Raw genomic sequence first — 23,115 nt, 5'->3', positions numbered from 1 at the left:
ATTGATTTAGCAACTGGACAAGGCGCTGATAAAGTTATGCAAGCTGTATTAAGTAATAATGCTGATATCGGATTCTGTGGTCCTGAACAAGTAATTTATATTAATAATCAGGGAAGAGAAGATTATCCTGTAGTCTTTGCTGGGCTTACACAAAAAGATGGCTCTTTCTTAGTTGGGAGAAATAAAGAAACAAAATTTGATTGGAATACATTAAGAGGAAAAGAAGTTATTGGTGGAAGACCTGGTGGAGTACCTGCTATGGCTTTAGAGTACGCTATGAAAAATAATAATATAGATCCTAAAACTGATGTTAATATGGTAACTAATATAGACTTTGCTGCTACTTCTGGTGCATTTAAAGGTGGCACTGGAGATTATGTTGCATTATTTGAACCTACTGCTTCAATGCTTGAAAAAGAAGGTAGTGGATGTATCTTAGCATCTGTTGGTGAAAATTCTGGAGTTATTCCTTATACTTGTTTCTTTGCAACTAAGTCTTACCTAGACAATAATAAGGACGTAATAGAAAAATTCACAAAAGCTATGTATAGGGGTCAACAATGGTATTTTTCTCATACTCCTGAAGAAATAGCTGACTCAATAATTCAATTTTTCCCTGGAACCGACAGAGATATAATTATAACAGTTATAAATAACTATAATAAAATAGATGCTTTAGCTCATGATCCTTCAATTAAAGAAGAAAATTTGGATAGATTGATAGATATAATTCAAGAGTATGATAAGTCATTAATTCCATCAAAACCTGATTTCAATAAAATTGTAGACAATAGTTTTGCTGAAAAAGCAACTAAATAAATGTGATTGGTGATTTGCTTTGAGCTTGCTTAAAATCTCTGATTTATCTATGAACTATCACTCACTAAAGGGTGAAACTAAAGCATTAAATAATATTAGTTTTGAAGTAAATGATGGTGAATTTATATCAATACTAGGTCCATCTGGTTGTGGTAAATCTACACTTCTTAATATAATTAGTGGATTATTAAAAGCTTCTAGTGGATCTATACTTTATAAAGATGAAGATATAAAAAACAACTTAAATAAAATAGGATATATGTTTCAAAAAGATCATTTATTTGAATGGTTAAATGTATGGGACAATGTCTTAATTGGACTAAAAATTAAAAAACAAATTACTAAGGAAGCTGTTGAAAGAGTTAATGGGTTAGTTGAGACCTATGGATTATCAAAATTTAAAGAACATTATCCTAACGAATTGTCAGGTGGAATGAGACAAAGAGTAGCTCTAATAAGAACATTAGCACTTAACCCTGAAATACTATTTTTAGATGAACCTTTTTCCGCTTTAGATTATCAATCAAGACTTTTAGTATGTGATGATGTATTTAAAATAATAAAAAAAGAAAAGAAAACTGCAATAATGGTAACTCATGATATATCTGAAGCTATTTCTACTTCTAGTAGAATACTTGTGTTATCTAAAAGACCTGCACAGGTAAAAAAAGATGTGGATATAATGTTTTCAAAAAAAGACATCACTCCTTTTGAAAGAAGAAAAGAACCAGAGTTTAGAGGTTACTTTAATGATTTATGGAAGGAGCTTGATCAATACAATGAGTAAAGAACATGATATATATTTGAAAAAATTAAAACACAATAAAATAAAGCTTGTAATTACTAGACTTTTAATATTAGTTATTTTTATAGCACTTTGGGAAATTGCAGGTGACTTAAAATGGATTGATCCTTTCCTAACTTCTACTCCTTCTAGAATGTATAAATCGCTTGTATCTTTTTATGCTGATGGCACTTTATTGCGTCATATCTGGGTAACCTGCTATGAAACAATACTTGGCTTCACTTTAGGAACTGTTCTTGGAACAGCAATTGCCGTAATTTTATGGTGGTGTCCTTTTGCGTCTAAAGTATTAGACCCTTATTTAGTAGTATTAAATGCCTTACCTAAAGTTGCTTTAGCACCAATAATTATATTTTGGGTTGGTAATGGTACTACTGCTATAATTGTAATAGCCTTATTAATTTCTATTGTTACTACAATTATAAGTGTGTTAAGTGGATTTAATGAAATAGACAGTGATAAAATCATGCTTATGAAAACTTTTAGGGCATCTAAACTTCAAATTTTAAGACATTTAATTTTTCCTTACTCCATTCCCGTTTTTATATCAGCATTAAAAATTAACGTTGGATTGTCATGGGTTGGTGTAATAATGGGAGAATTTTTAGTAGCTAGAGAGGGTTTAGGTTTTTTAATTGTATATGGTGGTCAAATTGCCCAATTGGATATGGTTATGATGAGTATAATAATACTTTCTGTGATTGCTTTTATAATGTATGAAATAGTAGCTTTTTTAGAAAAACGTTTAATTAAAAATAAATCTTTAGAGAAATAAGTGAATTTCATGTCTAAATATTCAGATTAATTAATAATTCCGAGTTTTTTGTAGAAAAATTCACTATACTCACTCTAATAAAAGATTTTTAGAATTATTTCTGAAAATCTTTTATTATTTTGGCTTTATAAACCTTTTACTTATTGCTCAACAAGTGATAAATTATATAGGTGAACTTATTGTTTAGAAATTATATTTTTAAATTTTAAATTTAATACATAGTTTTGGGGAGGAAAAGATGAAATTATTTAAAGAAGCTTTAATTATTTTAATTATTTATTTACTAGGAGAATTTTTATCATCTTTCTTTAAATTACCTATACCCGGTAATATTTTAGGAATGATTATATTATTTTTATTACTATGCTTTAATGTAATCAAAGTTGATAATATCTCAAACGTATCAGATTTCTTACTAGATCATTTAGCATTCTTCTTTATTCCTGCTGGCGTAGGACTTATGACTTCGTTAAATATAATAAAGTCTAATTGGTTAAAATTGCTTATAGTTTGTTTATGTACAACTATAATAATTATAGCCTCTACTGGTTTAATAGTTCAATTTATATCAAAAAAATCAAAACATCAAAAAAGGGGAAGTGAAATAATTGGACATAATAATTAATAACATCTTATTTGGCTTAGTGCTTTCTTTAATCGCATTTGAAATAGGCATATTTATAAATAAAAAAACAGGTGTTGCTTTATTAAATCCATTACTTATAGCAATTGCATTTATAATATGTTTCTTATTTGCATTTAATATAGATTTTAGTACTTATAATGAAGGTGGACAATTCATTAATATGTTTTTAGGACCTTCAACAGTTGTACTAGCTGTTCCACTTTATAAGCAAATAGAATTACTTAAGAAAAATGCTGTAGCTATTTTTTCTGGAGTATTTTTAGGAAGCATTATTGGAATGTTTTCTGTAATGGGAATATCTTATTTCGTAGGATTAGATTCTACTATAATAAAATCTTTAATTCCAAAATCTGTAACAACACCAATAGGTATTGAAATAAGTAGCAACTTAGGTGGACTAGTTCCTATTACTGTACTTGCAATTATAATTACTGGAATTATGGGTGCTATATTAGGACCTGCTATATGTAAAGTATTCAAAATTAAAGATAAAGTAGCAATTGGAATATCAATTGGTACAGCTGCTCATGCTGTAGGTACTACAAAAGCTTTAGAACTTGGAGATACAGAAGGTGCTATGAGTAGCCTTTCAATTGGCGTTGCAGGTCTTATGACTGTATTTATGGCTCCATTATCTTATCACTTAGCAATATTTATGTATCATTTTATAAGATAGTTAATATAACTTATTCTTGTAAAATAACATTTTATAAAAAATAGTATCCATCTAATAAAAAAGACATTGCAAAATCAAGTGAAAATTGATTTTACAATGTCTTTTTGTAAATGACTCTGTTTTAAATATGTGTTGATATATACAATAGGTAAAGTGGCATTGTAATTGGATTTTGAGAATTCCTAAGTTCAATTACTCAGTCCATTTTATTTATTTATATATCAACACGCTACTAAAACATAGCCTTTATTTTATATAAATTCTATCATCCAATTAAAATATCCTGTTTTCTCATTTTTTTCATATCTAAAATATGCTGAAAAAGTATTTCCTTTTTTGCTCTTTAAATTTCTAAAACCTACTTTTCCATTTTTAAGTAATAAAGCAACCATTTCTTTAGAAACTTTTTTACCAAAGGATGATATATATTTATCATCTTTCCATATTGTATACTTACATCCATTTTTCCAATTTGTACATCCAAAGTTTTTTTCATTTTCAATGACTGAATTTCCACATACAGGACATTTTCCAATCTCCTCTGCACCTTCTGGAAGTTCCACTTTAAATTTAGATAAAGCTGATGTATCCTTTTTGATTTTATCAACAGCATTATTCGTAAAATCATATATCAAACTCATAAAATCAGACTTTTTAAATTTACCTTTTTCTATATCAGATAATGTGCTTTCAAGTCTTCCTGTATACTCAAGATCTAAAAGTTCTTGAACTGGAAATATTTCAACTATATTTATGCCTAATTGAGTGCATATAAGACTTTTGCCTTTAGTTCCTATGTATCCAATATCTTTAAGTTTTTTGATAGTTTCTGCTCTAGTTGCTGGAGTTCCTATACTAAATCCATTTAATATAGATTGCATCATCTCCTCAGAATCTTCTTTTCCCTCTATGCCCTTACCACAAGTTTCCATGACCCTAAGTAATGTTTTTTCTGTATGATGCTTTGGTGGTTTTTTAGTTACTTTATTTACTTTATTTGATACTATATCTACTTTCTCATCTACATTAACCATAGGAAGTATTGTATCTTTAGTATCTATTTTTTCAACTACTCTCCATCCCTCTACAAGTTGAACTTTTCCTTTTGATATAAATTCTCCTTGTATTTCCTCATTATATGGTTTTAATCTTATCTTTGTTTCTTCAAACTCTGCAATAGGCATAAACTGCATTATAAATCTATTTTTAATAGCATTATAGACAATTTCTTCATCTTTACTAAGTCCATTTGGCTTAATATATGTTGGTGTTATTGCACTATGGCTTTCAACCTTTGAATTATCAAATACTCTTTTAGTTTTTATAAACTTAATCTCTTTTTCGTAAGGTAATCCTGTTTTTAATGTATTTAAAACTTTCCTTGCTCTGTCCTCTAAGCTCTCTTCTAAGACCACGCTTGCTGTTCTAGGATAAGTTGTATATTTCTTTTCATAAAGGCTTTGTGCAACCTTTAATACTTTGTCTGATGTCCATCCTTTATACTTACTTGTTATATATCCTTGTAAATTAGATAAGTTGAAAAGATATGGTGGATAATCTTTCTTTTTTTCAGTTTGTTTGTCTATTATAGTTGCATTAGTTCCATCTAGTAATTTTACTAAATTATCTAAAACACTTTTATCTTCAAACTTTTCTGATTCCTTTTCATAATATAACCCATCAAATTCTTCATTACTTGAATTTTTAAATGTAGAAGTTAATTTATAGTAAGTAGTAGCTTCAAAATTCTCTATTTCTTTATCTCTGTCATATATTATCTTTAACGTTGGTAATAATACTCTACCTATGTTAATAGTTTTATTTTCTTCAAATTTATACTTCAATGTACTAACAGAAGTTAAATTTATTCCAATAATCCAATCTGTCCATTGCCTTCCTATTCCTGCATCCTGCAAAAATTGCATTTCTTTATTTTCTTTTAAACTCCCCATCCCTTTTTTTACTTCATCTGGAGTCCATTCATTTAACAATAATCTGTATATTGGCTTTTGTATATTTAAATAATTAAATAATTCATCTGCAATTACTTGCCCTTCTCTATCAAAATCCGTAGCAGATATAACTCCGTCTACATCTTCTTGCTCTATTAATGACTTTATTATATTAATTTGTTTTGCAGCGCCTTTATCTTCAACTGTTCTATCAATATTATCACACTTTACCTTATACTGAAAAGATTCAGGAATAAATGGAAACTTCTCCATTCTCCATCCCTTCATATTTTCATCATAATCTTTTGCATCATATAATTGCAAAAGATGACCAAAGGCCCAAGTGATATAGTACTCTTCACCTTTAAAATAACCATCTTTTCTAGTTTTTATATTTAACGCATCTGCAATATTTTTTGCAACAGAAGGTTTTTCTGCAATAATTACCTTTGCCATGCCTTACCTCCTTAAAATCACTACTCTATTTATTATCTTTTACCAACATATATATTAACATTAAAACAAAAATAAGGCTAGCTTACTGCATTCCCGTCTGCAGCAACTAACCTTATTTTTTAGCATCTTTCTAATCCTATTAGAAAAATCTACATTTCATTTAACATCCATACATAAAAATTTAATACTCCAGCATAGGTGAGCCAAAGTAAATATGGAATAAATAACAATCCTGCAATTTTATCTTTATTATAAAATTTAATAAATGTTAAAACTGCAAAGAATAATAATACTAACAATTCTATAAAAGCTATTCCATATAATCTTAATCCAAAAAATATGAAGACCCATAAAAAATTTAATAATAGCTGTATAGAATACGTAAATATTGCTGAGCTTGTATCAATCCCTCTATATTTAAGTATATATACTCTGTAACAAGCTATTCCTATTAATATATAGAGAATAGTCCATGCAATAGGAAAAACACTTCCTGGTGGAGCAAAAAATGGTTTATTTAAGCTATCGTACAACTCTCCCATATATGGCATTATAACATTTATAAAACTAGCTATTATTAATGGTATTCCTATTGATAATATTAATGGTATAAGAAATATTTTTTTAGTTTTCTTTTTTTCTTCTTTCATATCAACACTCCATAATTTTAAAAAATAATACTTATCTTTTATTTAATTTATATGTTGATTTTTTTTAAATTATGTTTAATTGGTGCTACGCCATCCTTTTTTAGTGGAGAGTTGATATTTTAGAATGACATTCTTTAAGACTTTCTAAAAATATAGTTTAATCCATATATATATCTGAAAATTCTATATCTACTTTTTCTTCTATATTATTAATTTCTAAATCACAATTTACATCTGAAGAATTAACATCACATGCAATGGGAAAGTTTATTACAAATAGATTTTCTTTTTCATCTAACTCTAAAGCAAGCTCTCCCCCTTGTAATTCTGTCAATGATTTACTTAAGAATAAACCTAAACCACTTCCCTCTTTAGGTCTATTGAAAGATTTATTTATTCTTGTAAATTTATCAAATATATGAGGTATTGTGTCTTCATCAATTCTATTTCCGTTATTCTCAATTTTTATTGTAACTAAATTGCTTTCTTCTATGCCTATAGTCACATTTATATGGCTACCTTTTTGTCCATATTTTACAGAATTCGAAATAATATTTAATACAATTCTTTCAATCATATCTTTATCACATTTTACATATATCTCTTCTTTTTCTGAATCAAATATTAAACCTATTTCAGCTTTATTTATATATTTATTACATGCAATAGTTATATTTTCAACTACTTCAACAATATTATAAATTTTAAAATCTGGTTTAAGATATCCCTCTGACACTCTATTTGTGTCTATAAAATTATTGATAGTCCTTATTAGTCTTAAGGAATTCTGTCTTATTATTTCATTATTTTTACTTACATTATCAACTTTTTTCTGCTTTAAATAAATCTCATTAAGTTGTATCGCTGAATATATTAAATTTATTGGAGTACGTAATTCATGAGAAATATTAGAGAAAAACTGATTTTTTAATTCCTCTTCTTTTAAATACTTTTCTAGTTGATTTTTCATAGCTTTAGTCTTATTTAATTCAGTTACATCATGTGCATATAATAACTTATTATTTTCATCTATATCTATTATAAATAGAGTTACCACTATATCAGCATTTTTTAATTTAAGATCACTTATGCATATTTCTTTTTCATTACTATGATATAAATTAAAATTGAAATTTTCTAAAATAAATTTTTCTAAACTAATTCCTATAATATTTTCTTTATTTATATCATTTAATAATTTTAATCCTGCTTTATTTATATATTGTAATTTATTCTTTGAAAATAAAAGTACACCATCATATACAGAATCTATCAATTTATTATAATTGCTCTCACTTTTTTCTATCATTATATTGGTATCATTTAATATTCGATTACGCTTCTTTAATGTTCTATGTAACTCTAAATTCACTTCATGCGTTCGTTCTAAATTCACTTTCATATTTTTCATTGGCTCATTAATCATATAATTTACTATACCCTTAAATAATATATAAAATGCTAATAATTTCAATCCTCCAGTTATTATAATTGATTTATTGCTACCAATTAAAATTGTACTAGCTATATATGTTAAATACCTTAAAATTACATATAATTTTAAATTTTCAATGAAATCTTCACTTGTTAAACTTTTGTAATTTCCTAAAGTCTTTATCATATATAAAATCACATAACTAATTACAATTATACTCACTATAGAAAAAATAATTGAAATTTTTGTATTTATATATATATACTTATGAACACTGCAATTCATTATTATGAACGTTATAATAAATATACCTAAAAAAACTGGTATTGTTTTTTTCAAATCTTCTTTTTTATTGGTAAAGTAAAAACCTAAACATTGTAATATTATTTCAAAATAATATATTATAACTCCTAAACATATATACTGGGTATTTGAAGCAGCATCAAAATTTAAAATTAACCTTGATAATTTTAATGACAAAATTAACCCTACTAAAAGAAGTTCAAATGATATATACTCAATAAATAAATTTTTGATTGTATTTTCTTTAATAAAACATATGTAACAAATTGCTAATACAATTGATAAATATATTAATGTATTGACTAACAAATACAATTTATATTGTTTACTAATATAAAAATATAAATTATAAATTAAGTATATTATAAATTCAATAGATAAAATTTTAATTTTTGTACCTAATTTTAAACTAGACAGATTTAAATCTTGTTGCATCTTACTCATCTAAATTCTCCTTTGGAAATATTATTGTTATCTTTGTGCCCTGTCCTAGTTTACTTTCTATTTCAATTGTACCTGACTGTAGTTCAACTAATTTTTTAACAACAAATAATCCTATGCCTGTCCCATTTTTAGATTTTATTGAATATTTATCCATTGAATACTTACAAAAAGCTTCTTTTATAAACTCCTCATTCATACCTGCTCCATTATCCATTATAGATATTTTTACGCTATCTTCTTTATCTAATATGTCAATTATTATTTTTCCATCACTTGGAGTAAACTTTATTGAATTAGATATTAGATTTAAAATTATTCTTTGTAAAAATTCATAATCTAAATTTAAATAACTTTCTTCAGTGTTAGTATTAAATATTATTTCTACATTGTTGCTTTGTGCATAATCTACAAGAGATGTAACTATGTCTTCTGTTGTTTCAACAACATTAATTTCTTCTAAATTAGGCATTAAAAAATTTGAATTTATTTTTGACATATCAATTAAGTTATTAGTTAACTTTATAAGTGATATACAATTCATTTTAGATATAGAATTATATTTTTCTAATGATTTTATATCATTTTTATTAGTATATATTCGTTGAACTTGTATAGATGAATATATAACATTTATAGGTGTTTTTAAATCATGACTTATGCTAGATAAAAATTCTGTTCTTATTCTTTCTTCAACCATTCTACTTTCAACTTCTTTTTTTATCTCTTCTGTTAATACTTTAGATGTGTTATCTTCTATTAAAATTAAATCTTCCATTTTATCTTTATACATTGACAAAAATTTAGCATTTACAAATCTTTCCTCAGTCTTAGAACTTAAAATAGCATTGAAAATCAGATCGTTATCATTATTAGATGTAACGAAATGTATATACTTATTTATTTTTTTATTTATCACATCTCTAACATTTTTTACATCTACTAAATTTAAGAAAGCTTTATTCGCAAATAATATTCTATTATTTTCTAAACTAATCAATATTATTGGATGAGGCATAAATCTAAAAAATGTCTCATATAAATACTCCTTATTCCTTAAATTTAGTATAGATGTTTCCAACTCTTTATTTTTTATAAAAATATCTTCAGATAATTCATCCAATATTTTATTTTTTTTATTTAATGATTCTGCTAATTCTTTATAAGGATTTCTCATAAAATTCTTAAAAAACATACTAAAAAATATATTAAATACACTTAAAAATAATATTTCTCTAAATTTTAATAAATCTCCATTTATGGGATACATAAACAAACTAAAAAAACTTGCTATTGGAATTAATGCTACTAATACTAAATAAGTATTTATATTAAATTGATTGTATGACCTCGAATCATTGTTAACAAAAATTTTATATATTAAAAAACACTCAATACAGCTTAAAAATACTACTATTGATATTATGTTAAATATCTTATAATATAAAACTAAATTTAAAATAATAAAAATTTTTAAAACAATATATATAATATAACTCTTTTCTTCTGTTTTATGATTGTATTCTATAGTCTTAAAACCAAAATATAATTCAAATAATATAATGAAATTAGTAAGTGTATCAGCACTGTAATTACTATCTGGCGAAAGTTGAATACTATGTCCAAATAAAATTACATAAACAATAGAATATATATACATATAAATATAATTGTATTTGTTATGATTATATAAATGAAATACTTGTTTTGATAAAATACTAAATATAACCATACCAACTAAATAATAAATTCTAAAAGCTATAATTACTTGATTAAACTTCCATCTAAAAATCAAATTAGCTAAAAAATAAATTGCTAATGTAGCTAAACAAATTTTAAATATATTTTTTCCATCTATCGATATAATATTTATCTTTTTTCTATAATTATCCATAAAAATCACCTTTAATATCAATTTTACTGTATTATACTGTAAATGTACATAATTATTTGTTATTTTTTACATATATAACTTTTTTTGTTCATATCTAAATAATCGTCATATTTTTACCATTCTTAAATACACACTTTTCGCATTTAAATTTCCATTTAATAAATAGAAACGTTTTCTTTTATCCTGTATTTAAATTTTAATTATTTTTTTATTATTTTATCAGCATAGTCATTTACAATTTAACACATAAATAAGAGATGAAAAACCAATAATTAGTTTTTCATCTCTTAATAACTGATTCTAATGTCTTAGTATATCACTTTCAGCTAATTTCCCCATAAGTTTGGCTGTTGTTTTATTTAATAGTCCCTTTAATAATACTCCGCAAATTAATGCTCCTATCATATATGCACTTAATATTATAGTATCTTTAATTAATATAGGATATACTATCCCAGCCATTATTTGTCTCATACCATTTATAGCATACGTGAATGGTAAATAGGGATATATTTTTTGGAATAATACTGGTGTAACTTCTATTGGGAAGTTACCACTAGTCCCCGCAATTTGTAATACTAATATTACTACTATAACAGCCTTTCCTGCATCATCTAACAGGCTTCCTGCAGTATATATCACTGTCATAAATACTACACTAACAAATATGGAATAAAAAATATACATTACTGGATGCAATGAATAACTTCCTAATATCCAAATTGCACCTGTACTTGCAACTAAAGCTTGACATACTGCAAGTGATAAAAACATTAATAATTTTCCTAAATACATTTGGTAAGGCTTAATTAGAGTTCCATCTTCAAATTCATGTACTTCTAATGATAATAAAGCTGATGCTAATAATCCCCCAACCCATAAACATAGCACTGTATAAAATGGTGTAGCAGTTGAACCATAGTTAGGCCATGGAAATAACCTATTATCTTCAATCTCAACTGGACTAGACATAAATGCACTTTGAGAATCCCAATCATTAGTTATCATGTCCAGCAGTTCATCTATTTGATCTTTTTCATCTACTGCTTTAAGTTTATGTGCTAGCTTATGTACTTTTTCTTGTATATCCGGAAATTTATCTTGTAACTTTACTAATTGTTCATTAGATAAATCTGATATTTTTGTGAAGTCACCTAATAAATTTTCAACGTCTGGTAGTACTCCTCTTCCTTGTTCTAATAATACCAATCCACTATCTGATATCTCTCTAATTGAATTAAATCCATCTTCAATTGCTGGTACAAGTTCTGAATCATAACTATCTACTAAATCTGCTACTAATAAGTGAATGTCATCTAGTATTTTTCTTGTATCAGTTAATGCTTGAATATCTATTCCATCAGTATCTATTTTTTCTATTTCTTCTTTAGATCTATCAATTACCACATCAAGCCTATCATAAATTAAATCTAATTTATCAATTACCCTATCAATTTTCTTACTTACACTTTTTAAATCTTTTTGTATTCCTTGTAAATATTTTAATTCTTTATTATCTTTTTTACTTTGATTTGGGTCTTCTATCTCATTATCTTCAGATTCTTTTAATTTTATTTCAATATTGCTTATTTTATCTATGTGTGACTTTATAGTTTTTAAGTCATACTTAGCAGTCTTAACTATTTTCTGTAAGTCTTTTGATGAATCCGATAAAGCTATAAAAGTTTTTCTAGCAACATCTGGCAATACTTTTTCATCAATATTTGCTAAGGTTACGTTTAAAGCATCTAATGAATTTTCACCATTTACAAGTTCTTCTTCTATTAATGGAGATAAATCTGAAAGATTTCCTTCTATTTCATCTAAATAGTACTGGTTGCTATCTATAAGTTCTTTAGTTGCATCTATACTATCATAAACCACTGGAATCATTTCCTCAGATTTTTTTATTAATTCTGAAGTATTTACAGTTCCTTCTATTGAATCATCTAACAAGTCTTTTATTTCTGGCATATTTTCATCTAATTCATATATTCCATCAATTATTCTTCTAAGATGTTCCCTATTGTTTTCTATATCTATTCCCACTTCATTACAAGCTCTAAACATTGCTCCTGATACAGTTCTAGTTATATTATCATCAAGCTGTCCTTTTAATGTTTTTACTCCTGCATCAGTCATTTTAGGGGCTATTGTATTTTTCTTTTCATTTACCGTATATATTAGTTTAGGCTTTTCAACATCTTTTTCAACTAATGTGGTAAGATCTTTTGAAAAGTTTTCTGGTATTTCAATAGTTGCATAGTATTTTTCTTCTAACAATCCTTTTTTTCCAGTTTCTTTGTCAACGAATGACCAACCCATTTTATCATTTTCTTCTAACTTTTCTATTAATTCTTCACCCAAATTTATATCTTTCTCTTTAAATACAGTTCCTTTATCATCATTGATTATAGCTATTTTAATTCCCTTTGTGGCTCCATATGGATCCCATGATGCTTTTATATTTATTAATGAATATAAGGATGGAACTATTATAAGCACTACAATCATGATTAACGCTGCCCAATTAGTTGCTATCGTAACTATATCTCTTTTGTAAATTCTAAATATATTTCTCATATTTAATTACCTCAACCGTTCATTATTGTGCTTTCTTTTAACTTTTTAGCAAACTTTTCATTCTTTTTATTCATTGTTTTTCTAAGTGTTAATCCAATAATAAGTGATACGACCATGAAGATAGTTAATATAATCATATCTCTAAATAATATTGAATATACTATTCCTGCCATTATTTGTCTCATACCACTTATTGCGTATGTAAATGGTAAAAGTCCAAATATTTTTTGGAACACATCCGGATTGACTTCTATTGGGAAATTTCCGCTTGCCCCTGCAACTTGAATTACTAATAATACTACTCCAAATATTATTCCTGCATTTCCAAAAACACTTACAGCCGTATAAATTATTATCATAAATACAATGCTAACAAACACTGTATATAGTACAAATAATACTGGATGTAGACAATATGATCCTAAAATAAATAATGCTCCTGTGCTAGCAATTATTGCTTGTCCTATGCCGATAAATAAAAATAATAGTAATTTACCAAAATATACTTCATAAGACTTTAATTCCTTATTGTCTTCAACAGGATGTGCATCTGTCCCTAATAATATAGATAACATATATCCACCTATCCATAAACATAGAATTGTATAAAATGGAGTAGATGCTGAACCATAGTTAGGCCATGAAAATAGTCTATTATCTTCAATTTCAACTGGACTTGCTAAAAAGTCACTTTGAACTTGCCAATCATTAGTTATCATATCAAAAATTTCATTAAACTTATCTTCTTCATCAAATTCTCTAAGTTTATCAGCTAATTCACGTACTTTATCTTTCATCTCTGGAAATTTATCTTTTAATTTTAATAATTCTTCATTAGATAAATCTGAAAGATCTGCTGAAACACTTAAAATCTCTTCAATATCTGGCAATGTATTTCTACCCTCTTGTAGAACACTAGATGTATTATCTAAAATAATTTTCATTGAATCAAATCCATCTTCAATAGCTGGCACAAGTTCTGAGTCATAATTTTCAATAACATCAGTAACTTCTTCATGAAAATCATCAAGTATATTTCTCATATCACTAATAGCCTGAGTATCTAATTCTTTACCATTATCTAACTCTTTTATTTCATTATCAATTCTACCTTTAACAGTGTCTAATCTATCACTTAATAAATCTAGTTTATCTATAGCTTTAGATATCTTTCTACTAATATCTTTTAAATTTCCTTTTATACCACTTATTGATTCAGCTTGCTTCTTTAATTCATTTATATAATTTTCATCAGTACTATTAAGTGCAAACTTTGAAAAATCTATTTTACTTACTTTATCTAAGATTTTTTTTATATTTTTAAGCTGAGATTCTATACCATCAATAAGTGTGTTAGCAGACTTAATAGTATCCGAAGATGCTATTAATGTTTTTTTTGCTACCTCAGGTATTATATTTTCTTCAAGATTTCCAAGTTCCACACTTGTAGTATCTAGTATATTCTCAGCTAATAATAAATCGTCCTTTATAACTGGAGATATATCTGATAATCCCCCTTGAGTTTTATCAAAGAAACTTTGAACATCTTGTAAAAAATCGTCTGTTATATCAACTGTATTAGATACATTTGGAAGTATCTCATTTACTTTTACAATTAAATCTGAAAGATCTACAGTTCCATCTATAGCACTATCTAATAAATTTTCAAGTTCTGGCATATTTTCATCTAATTCATATATCTCATCTATTACTTCCCTATATTCAGATCTATGTTCATCCATTTCAATTCCGATTTCATCACACGCTCTAAATAATACTCCAGAAACTGTTTTTACAATATTATCATCAAGTTGTCCTTTTACGCTTTTAACTCCTGCATCAGTCATTTTCGGTGCTATAGCATTCTTTTTTTCATTCACAGTATAAATTAATTTAGGTCTTTTAACTCTTTTTTCTACTAATGTGGTAGCATCTTCTGAAAAGTTTTCTGGTATTTCAATAGTTGCATAATATTTTTCATTTATCAGTCCATTTTTTGCGGTTTCTTTATCAACAAAAGTCCAACCCATTTTATCATTGTCTTCTAATTTTTCAACTAATTCATTTCCTAAGTTTATATCCTCATCTCTAAAGGTTGTCCCTTTATCTTCATTAACAACTGCTATCATGATTCCACTAGTGCTTGAATATGGATCCCATGATGCTTTTATATTAATTAATGAATATAATGATGGAATAATCATAAGTGCTATTACCACCACTGTTGCTACCCAGTTTTTAAATATGTTTTTAAAATCACGTTTAAAAATTTTTATTATATTCTTCATAATTAATTTATTATTGGTATTTATAATATAATACTATTGTTTATTACATTATAAATACCAACTAAATCCTCCTATCATTATTATATAAATAATAAATTCTTTATCTTAATGTTAAACTTTTCTTAAAGCATACTATATAATCGTAAAATATATTTATTACCATTATTAAAATTTATATTTACGAACATTTTCCTTGTGTTTAAAAATAGAATTAACCTACAGCCAAGAACTATGATTATATTATAATTGAAAGTTTTACGCTTTTAAATACTTTTTAATCTCTTGTTCTTATCATATTAAAATGACTATAAGTCATTTTAGCAAAAAATGCAACCCCTGAAAACATTTACTTAAATATTTTTTTATTTTAGATATTAATAAAAAATACTTATTACATTTTTCATTAAAAATAACATACATTTAATTATTAGTAGATAATTAAATGTATGTTATATATTAATCAAATATTAAGTATAATATATTAATATTTGGCTATATTTTAGCAGAGTGTCGGTCTATCTCACTTTGGCTATTGCATAGATTAACACACATTTAAAACAGCGCTAATATTTAAAATATCTATGAGCAAATAAAGCATTTAAATTGTCATAAGAATAAACTTGTAATCCATCTTCCATACCATACCCACCATAGATTACACTTTCTTTATTATTTACTTGAAAAGCTTTTATTTTATTCATCGCAAGACTTGCTAGTTCTTTGTCATCTGCTTTAGATGCTAGTTGTACTATAAATGAATATATCGATGTTGATTCTATATTAGTTAAACTTTCTCCATTAAAAGAATATGAAGTAGAAAGAAAACCATCATTTATAAATTTTTGTTTTATCCAAGTTATGCTTTTATCTATATCTTCACCATATTCTTGTTTATTTAGCAATATAATCATTGATAATAAAGTATCTATATTTTCATCATCATATGTTCCACTTTCTCTATAAAATTCTTTTTTATAAAGAGGTACCTCATCACTTACATATCCATTATTTAAAATTTGTAAAGACGTATTTAATACTTTGTCCCACGAAGAACTAAGATTTGAAAGCATCTTTATTGTTTGCAAATCTAAGTAGCATAAAGTTGTAGTCTTACTTTTTGAAATTCCATCATTAAAATCTACAAGAATATTATTTTCTACTAACTCTTTAGATATTCCGCCAGATATTCTAAGTGCTATTCCTCGATAACCCTTATCGTTCCATTTTTCTTCTGCTAAAAGAAGTGCCTTTATTATTCTCAAATCATCTATTGTTGCAGATATTTCTGATTTAGATTTCTCTTCAATTCTCCAACTTATAAGATTATTCTTTAATACCATATAATTTCTTATATAATCTAAAGTTCTATCAAATGTTATTCTATCATTTTTCTCTAAACTATATAATAACATTATTCCTTGTGATTCTGATAATACAGCGTGACCTTTTGTTATATCACCTTGTGAATTAGAGTTTATATAATTAGTATATACTCCCCCTTCTTCATCCATTAATTTATTATTTATAAAGTCTAGTAATGATTTTTCTTCATCGCATGTATCTAACTGCAACCAAACTTTACCTGTTTCTACAGTTCTAAAGTATGGTGCCGCATTATAATAAATTATAAAAAATATTATTAATAATGCTAAACTTATTGTGATTTTCTTCTTCATTTTAACCTCATCTTTTTAGCTATATCCTAATATTTTTAATCTCACTTTTTTGAATTAGAATATAGGTATTTATAAACGTTATAATAAGTTGTTACTTTATCTAAATATTTCTTAGTTTCATTAAATGGTATATAGCTTAAATCTTTACCATTTTGTGAAAGCTTCGAATCATTAAGCCACTTGTTAACATTTCCTGGTCCTGCATTATATCCTGCTATTATTGATTCTAAATTTCCATCAAACATTTCTCTAAGTTCATTTAAATACCAACAGCCCATCCTTATATTATATTCTTCATCAAATAATTTCTCTTTAGAAAACTCTTCTAACTCCATTTTTTCTGCTGCCCATTCTCCTGTTTCTAAAGTAATTTGCATAAGACCAATTGCATTTTTACTAGATTCAGCTTTTTTATCAAAATTACTTTCTGTTTTCATAACTGACAATACAAAAAATGGATCTAAATTGTATTCTTCACTATATTTACTTACATATTCTTTATATTTATAAGGAAAAAAGACTTCTTTTATTAAATATTTAGATCCAATAGCCATAGCTACTATTATTATTATCCCTAATATAAGAAATTTATTTTTCTTAGATTTCATTACTTTCTCCTTACTTAATATTATTTATCCCATAGCCAGCTCCTATAATAATTTATACTATAACAGTTGCTTGCTCTTAAAGTAACGATTTCTAAATTTTAAATAGAACCTAAAAACTCTATCTATACCTTAGAACTCTGTTTATAAAGTTATTATTACATAATGTTTTAATATTCAATAAAATCAACTTAATTTGACTATGTCTTAAACATTTTTTAATTTTAAAACATAATCAAATCTTTTATGTTAGCGAATTAATATAATCAATTAAATCATATACTTGTTTTTGAGTTTCTATTAAATCACCATTATTATCAATAATTACATTTGCAAAATTCTTCTTTTCATTTAAAGACATTTGTGCATTTATACGACTTACCACTTCTATTTTACTTAAATTATCTCTTCCCCTCACTCTTTTTATTTGAGTAGAGTTTTCAGCGCAAACAAGAACAACATAATCCATTTCTTCATGCATATTGTTTTCAATTAAAGTAGGGGCATCTATTATTACTACTCTTTCACATTTTTTCTCATATAAGTTTATTGCATTGTTTATTGCTTCTTTTATATAAGGCATAATTATAGATTCATATTTTACTCTTTGTTTTGAAAATTTAAATATATGATTTCCAAACTCTTTTCTTCTGAATTCGCCTCTCCAGTCAAAAAATCCTGATCCAAATTCACTTCTAATTATATCTAAAATTTCAGGATTTTTTTGCAGAACCTCTCTTGCAATTACATCTGCATCAATAATATTAAAGTTTTCACTTCTAAATATATCTGATATAGTACTTTTTCCTGTTCCTATACCCCCTGTTAACCCTATCTTTATCATTTTAAAAGTTCATCTCCCATTTTTATTTTGCATCATACCATGTATCACCATATTTTAAATCCACATCAAGCGCTACATTTAATTTAATGGCATTTTCCATTTCTTCAATAACCAATTGTTTCACTATGTCAAACTCATCTTTTTTAACATTTAATATAAGTTCATCGTGCACTTGAAGAATTAATTCACTATTTAAATTCTTTTCTCTTAACTTATTATAAACATTAACCATTGCAAGTTTAATAATATCAGCTGCACTTCCTTGTATTGGAGCATTCATAGCTAATCTTTCACCCAATGCTTTTACAATTTTATTTGAAGATTTTATTTCTGGTATGAATCTTCTTCTGTTTAATATAGTTAATACATAACCTTTTTCTTTAGCATACTCACTTACATAATTTAAATATTCCTTTATCTTAGGATATCTTTCAAAATAAATAGCCATATATTCTGATGCTTCTTTTTTAGTAATTTTTAAATCTTGTGCTAAGCTAAAATCACTTATTCCATATACTATACCAAAATTTACTGCTTTAGCATTACTTCTCATTGTAGATGTAACTTCATCTACTGGAACCTTAAATACTTCTGAAGCTGTTTTGGTATGTATATCACTATGGTGTTCAAATGCATCTATCATATTTTTATCATCTGCTACATGTGCAAGTACTCTTAATTCTATTTGGGAATAATCGCAAGATATAAGAATGTCATCACTTTCTTGCGGTATAAACACTTTTCTTATTTCTTTTCCCATTTCATATTTTATTGGTATATTTTGAAGATTAGGTTCAGTACTTGATAATCTTCCTGTAGTTGTTACAGTTTGATTAAAATTTGAATGTATGCATTCATCTATATCTATTACATTCTTAAGCCCTTCTACATAAGTAGAATTAATTTTAGTGATTTGTCTATAATACATAACTTTAGCTATTATAGGATGTTTGTCTATTAATTTTTCTAAAACTTCTTGGTTCGTTGAATACCCTGTTTTAGTTTTCTTAATTACTGGCAAATCAAGTTTTTCAAATAATATTTTTCCAAGTTGCTTTGGTGAGCTTACATTAAATTCTTCATCTGCTAATTCATGAATCTCTTTTTCTGTTTTTTCTATTTGTTCTTTAAATTTTATTCTAAGTTCTTCTAATTTATTTTTATTTATTTTAAATCCTATGCTCTCCATTGAAGAAAGTACATATATTAATGGATGTTCTACTTTATAATATAATTCATCCATATCTTCTTTATGAAGCATTTCTTTTAATTTTTCATATAATTTTTTTAAATAACTACTGCATATTGCTTTTAGATCATTTGAATCCGACTTTATATCTTTTTCTAAAAATCTATTAATTAAATCAAAAACTTCATAATTGGCTTTTGAAGAGTCTATTAAATAAGCTGCTATGGCTGTATCAAAATCAAAACCTTGAATATCTATATCATACTTGTTTAAAAATGTAATTAAATTTTTGCTATCATGTATTACTTTTTTAACAGTTTCATCTTCCATAAAGGTTTTTAATAAATTTAAAGCTTTTTCTCTATTTGACATACTTACTAACTTAAAATCTATAACATGTGATCTGCCTTCTTCACCTAATATTAAATATTCTAATTCTATAGTAGAGTATTTAGATGCATCATTTAATGTAAATAAGATATAACTTCTATCTTTAATACTTAATAATACTTCTTCCATCTCTTCAATTGTTTCTATTTTACTTATTTCTATATTAGCTATCTCTTGTAACTCTGCTTCATTATTGTCCAAATCATACTTTGATAGTACTGATTTTAACTTAAGATTTTTAGCTAATTTTTTAAGTTCTACTAAATTTACTTCATCAGCATTTTCTATATCTGATAAATTAATATCTAATGGTACCTCTCTTATTATTGTAGCTAATTTCTTAGAAAATATTGCTTGTTCCATATTATTTTCTAAGTTTTCTTTTAATTTCTTACCGCTTATCTCTGGGATATGTCTTAAAACATCTTCAAGTGTTCCATATTCTTTAATAAGCTTAAATGCTGTTTTTTCTCCAACTCCTGGTACCCCTGGTATATTATCCGATTTATCTCCCATAAGCCCTTTTACATCAATAAATTGAGTTGGTGTTATTTCAAATTCATCCGTAAACGCTTTATAATCATAAATTGCTGTTTCAGTAACACCTTTCTTAGTTATAACTACTTTTGTTTTCTCGGATGCTAATTGAAGTGCATCTTTATCTCCTGTCACTATGAATACTTCCATATCATTTTCTTCACCAAATTTTGATATAGTTCCTATTATATCATCTGCTTCAAAGCCATCTATTTCAAAAGTTTTTATTCCCATATATCTAAGTAACTCTTTTATAATTGGAAATTGTTCTCCAAGTTCTGGTGGCATTTTCTTTCTACCAGCTTTATACTCTGCATATTCTTTATGTCTAAATGTTGGCGACTTTTTGTCAAATGTTGCAATTATGTTATCTGGATTTATTTCATCTTTCATTTTAAATAGCATATTTGTAAAGCCATAAATAGCATTAGTATTTACACCATCATCATTAGTAAGAGGAGGTAAAGCATAAAATGCCCTATTCATAAGCGAATTTGAATCTAAAATTAATAATTTTTTCATTGATATAATCCTCCTGAATATCTTTAAGATATTTTTATTATATATAAAATTAGTTATACATTAATATTATACTATCTTTATCAAGTAAAATCATTATTCTTTAATAAAGGTAACCACATTTTCCAATATTAATTCATATATTAGCAAAAACCTCTCTGTAATTTATATCTATATATTTTTATAAATTAAATCCACACTTATAATTTATATAAGCTTAGACAAATAATAAAAATAGTGACATAATTATTATAAAAAACATGAAGAAAGGAAAAGTATAGTAAATTTACATTAATTTATTATACAAGGTGATTAAATGAATATAGAATTACTAAAAAAATATGCTAAACTTACTGTTAATAAAGGTGTTAATCTTCAAAAAGATGGGATTTTAGTTATTAATTCTCCTATAGAATGCTATGATTTTGCAAGACTTATGGCTGAAGAAGGATATGCATCTGGTGCTAAAGATGTTTATATAAATTACTCTGATGCTAGCTTTAATAAAATTAAATTAATTAATTCATCTAAAGAATCACTTAGTGATGTTTATGATTTTGAACGTGATAAATACGATTACTTTACAGAAAAAGGTGCTTCCTTTATCAGTATTTCCGCTGCTGATCCAGATCTTTTAAAAGATGTTGATTCTTCAAAAATTTCTATATATCAAAAAAGTAGAAATATAGCATTAAAAAACTACCGTAATAAATGTTCATCAAATAAAAATGCTTGGTGTATAGTTTCAATTCCAACAGAAGGTTGGGCAAAAAAGGTATTCCCTAATATTTCTACTGAAGAAGCTATAGAAAAATTATGGGATGTAATATTTAGTATTATGAGAATCAAAGAAAATGATCCAGTTGAAGCTTGGAACAAACATACAAAGTTACTTAGTTCTAAAGTTGAAACATTAAATAATGATAGATTTAAATATCTTAAATTCCAAAATTCTTTAGGTACTGATTTACAGATAGAATTAGTTAAAGATCATCTTTGGTGTGGTGGTGCTGATAAATGTGAAAATGGTGGATTTGATTTTATAGCAAATATGCCTACAGAAGAAGTTTTTTCAACACCAAAATATGATGGAGTTAACGGAATCGTATTTAGTTCTAAACCTTTAAGTTACTGCGGTAATATAATAAATGATTTTTCTTTAACATTTAAAGATGGTAAAGTTATTGATTGCTCTGCTAAAGAAGGTCTTGCAGTTTTAAAAGAACTTTTAAATACTGATGAAGGGTCTAAACATTTAGGAGAAGTTGCACTAGTTCCTTATGACTCTCCAATTTCTAATTCTAATATAATTTTCTATAATACGCTTTATGATGAAAATGCTTCATGCCATTTAGCACTTGGAAGTTCATATTCTTCTTGCATTAAAAATGGAGAAAGCATGTCTGAAGATGAGTTATTTAAATTAGGTTGTAATAAGTCTTTAAGTCATGTTGACTTTATGATTGGTACAAAAGACACAAATATCATTGGAATTAAAGAAGATGGTACAGAAGTTCAAATATTTAAAGATGGTAATTGGGCTTAATATGCTTTTGTTCTTTTAGGCTCTGTTTTAAATATGTGTTAATATATACAATAGGTAAATTGGCATTGTAATTTGACTTTGAGAAT

At 26.0% G+C, this 23,115-nt stretch carries 16 protein-coding genes; 6 read left to right on the top strand and 10 right to left on the bottom strand.

The window, feature by feature from the left end; all coding sequences use genetic code 11:
* The 5 genes from NG918_RS15425 to NG918_RS15405 all read left to right on the top strand — a co-directional run.
* Positions 1–819: ABC transporter substrate-binding protein (locus NG918_RS15425; RefSeq protein ID WP_252226917.1), on the top strand; the 819-nt coding region annotated here is incomplete at its 5' end.
* A 19-nt stretch (positions 820–838) separates the two neighbouring features.
* A complete protein-coding gene (locus NG918_RS15420) occupies positions 839–1,606 on the top strand; it encodes an ABC transporter ATP-binding protein (RefSeq protein ID WP_252216733.1) in 768 nt (255 codons plus the stop codon).
* Positions 1,599–2,399, top strand: a complete 801-nt coding sequence (locus NG918_RS15415) for an ABC transporter permease (RefSeq protein WP_252216735.1) — start codon at positions 1,599–1,601, stop codon at positions 2,397–2,399. The genes NG918_RS15420 and NG918_RS15415 overlap by 8 nt, the downstream gene beginning before the upstream one ends.
* A gap of 238 nt (positions 2,400–2,637) precedes the next feature.
* On the top strand, positions 2,638–3,024 hold the full coding sequence (locus NG918_RS15410; protein WP_252216738.1) for a CidA/LrgA family protein: 387 nt from the start codon (positions 2,638–2,640) through the stop codon (positions 3,022–3,024).
* Entirely contained in the window at positions 3,008–3,721 is a 714-nt protein-coding gene (locus NG918_RS15405) for an LrgB family protein (protein WP_252216741.1), read from the top strand. Before NG918_RS15410 ends, NG918_RS15405 begins: the two co-directional genes overlap by 17 nt.
* Before the next feature lie 251 nt (positions 3,722–3,972).
* Here the strand turns inward: NG918_RS15405 and NG918_RS15400 are convergent, their stop codons facing one another.
* The 10 genes from NG918_RS15400 to polA all read right to left on the bottom strand — a co-directional run bounded on the left by NG918_RS15400 (position 3,973) and on the right by polA (position 21,486).
* Positions 3,973–6,129 (bottom strand): type IA DNA topoisomerase, encoded by a 2,157-nt coding sequence (locus NG918_RS15400; protein WP_252216744.1) that lies wholly within the window; start codon positions 6,127–6,129, stop codon positions 3,973–3,975.
* Positions 6,130–6,278: 149 nt separating this feature from the next.
* A complete protein-coding gene (locus tag NG918_RS15395; RefSeq protein ID WP_252226913.1) occupies positions 6,279–6,779 on the bottom strand; it encodes a TspO/MBR family protein in 501 nt (166 codons plus the stop codon).
* Positions 6,780–6,936: 157 nt separating this feature from the next.
* On the bottom strand, positions 6,937–8,961 hold the full coding sequence (locus NG918_RS15390; RefSeq protein WP_252216749.1) for a sensor histidine kinase: 2,025 nt from the start codon (positions 8,959–8,961) through the stop codon (positions 6,937–6,939).
* Positions 8,954–10,852 (bottom strand): sensor histidine kinase, encoded by a 1,899-nt coding sequence (locus NG918_RS15385; protein WP_252226911.1) that lies wholly within the window; start codon positions 10,850–10,852, stop codon positions 8,954–8,956. Before NG918_RS15385 ends, NG918_RS15390 begins: the two co-directional genes overlap by 8 nt.
* 300 nt (positions 10,853–11,152) lie before the next feature.
* Positions 11,153–13,435, bottom strand: coding sequence for a YhgE/Pip domain-containing protein (locus NG918_RS15380; protein ID WP_252226910.1), 2,283 nt, complete (start codon positions 13,433–13,435; stop codon positions 11,153–11,155).
* Between the two features lie 11 nt (positions 13,436–13,446).
* A complete protein-coding gene (locus NG918_RS15375; RefSeq protein ID WP_252226909.1) occupies positions 13,447–15,723 on the bottom strand; it encodes a YhgE/Pip domain-containing protein in 2,277 nt (758 codons plus the stop codon).
* A gap of 563 nt (positions 15,724–16,286) precedes the next feature.
* Entirely contained in the window at positions 16,287–17,399 is a 1,113-nt protein-coding gene (locus NG918_RS15370; protein WP_252226908.1) for a glycosyl hydrolase family 8, read from the bottom strand.
* A 41-nt stretch (positions 17,400–17,440) separates the two neighbouring features.
* Positions 17,441–18,007: a lytic transglycosylase domain-containing protein gene (locus NG918_RS15365; protein ID WP_252216774.1), complete on the bottom strand. Its 567-nt coding sequence runs from the start codon at positions 18,005–18,007 to the stop codon at positions 17,441–17,443.
* A 241-nt stretch (positions 18,008–18,248) separates the two neighbouring features.
* A complete protein-coding gene (gene coaE / locus NG918_RS15360; RefSeq protein ID WP_252216776.1) occupies positions 18,249–18,848 on the bottom strand; it encodes a dephospho-CoA kinase in 600 nt (199 codons plus the stop codon).
* Between the two features lie 22 nt (positions 18,849–18,870).
* Positions 18,871–21,486 (bottom strand): DNA polymerase I, encoded by a 2,616-nt coding sequence (gene polA, locus NG918_RS15355; RefSeq protein WP_252216778.1) that lies wholly within the window; start codon positions 21,484–21,486, stop codon positions 18,871–18,873.
* 313 nt (positions 21,487–21,799) lie between these two features.
* Here polA and NG918_RS15350 point away from each other — a divergent pair, with 313 nt between their 5' ends.
* The gene (locus NG918_RS15350) at positions 21,800–23,029 is read left to right on the top strand and encodes an aminopeptidase (RefSeq protein ID WP_252216780.1); all 1,230 of its coding nucleotides are present in this window, start codon (positions 21,800–21,802) and stop codon (positions 23,027–23,029) included.
* The last annotated feature ends 86 nt before the right edge of the window (positions 23,030–23,115 follow it).

The sequence above is a fragment of the Clostridium sp. ZBS2 genome (assembly GCF_023845855.1).
Classification (GTDB): Bacteria; Bacillota; Clostridia; order Clostridiales; family Clostridiaceae; genus Clostridium; species Clostridium aquiflavi.
The sequence above is the reverse complement of the archived record's forward strand: the minus strand, read 5'-3'. Positions and strand labels throughout refer to the sequence as shown.

Coding starts and splice junctions, on each gene's coding strand:
- NG918_RS15415 (WP_252216735.1), top strand. CDS start 1,599: ATGAGTAAAGAACATGATATATATTTGAAAAAATTAAAACACAATAAA.
- NG918_RS15410 (WP_252216738.1), top strand. CDS start 2,638: ATGAAATTATTTAAAGAAGCTTTAATTATTTTAATTATTTATTTACTA.
- NG918_RS15400 (WP_252216744.1), bottom strand. CDS start 6,129: ATGGCAAAGGTAATTATTGCAGAAAAACCTTCTGTTGCAAAAAATATT.
- NG918_RS15395 (WP_252226913.1), bottom strand. CDS start 6,779: ATGAAAGAAGAAAAAAAGAAAACTAAAAAAATATTTCTTATACCATTA.
- NG918_RS15390 (WP_252216749.1), bottom strand. CDS start 8,961: ATGAGTAAGATGCAACAAGATTTAAATCTGTCTAGTTTAAAATTAGGT.
- NG918_RS15385 (WP_252226911.1), bottom strand. CDS start 10,852: ATGGATAATTATAGAAAAAAGATAAATATTATATCGATAGATGGAAAA.
- NG918_RS15380 (WP_252226910.1), bottom strand. CDS start 13,435: ATGAGAAATATATTTAGAATTTACAAAAGAGATATAGTTACGATAGCA.
- NG918_RS15375 (WP_252226909.1), bottom strand. CDS start 15,723: ATGAAGAATATAATAAAAATTTTTAAACGTGATTTTAAAAACATATTT.
- NG918_RS15370 (WP_252226908.1), bottom strand. CDS start 17,399: ATGAAGAAGAAAATCACAATAAGTTTAGCATTATTAATAATATTTTTT.
- NG918_RS15365 (WP_252216774.1), bottom strand. CDS start 18,007: ATGAAATCTAAGAAAAATAAATTTCTTATATTAGGGATAATAATAATA.
- coaE (WP_252216776.1), bottom strand. CDS start 18,848: ATGATAAAGATAGGGTTAACAGGGGGTATAGGAACAGGAAAAAGTACT.
- polA (WP_252216778.1), bottom strand. CDS start 21,486: ATGAAAAAATTATTAATTTTAGATTCAAATTCGCTTATGAATAGGGCA.
- NG918_RS15350 (WP_252216780.1), top strand. CDS start 21,800: ATGAATATAGAATTACTAAAAAAATATGCTAAACTTACTGTTAATAAA.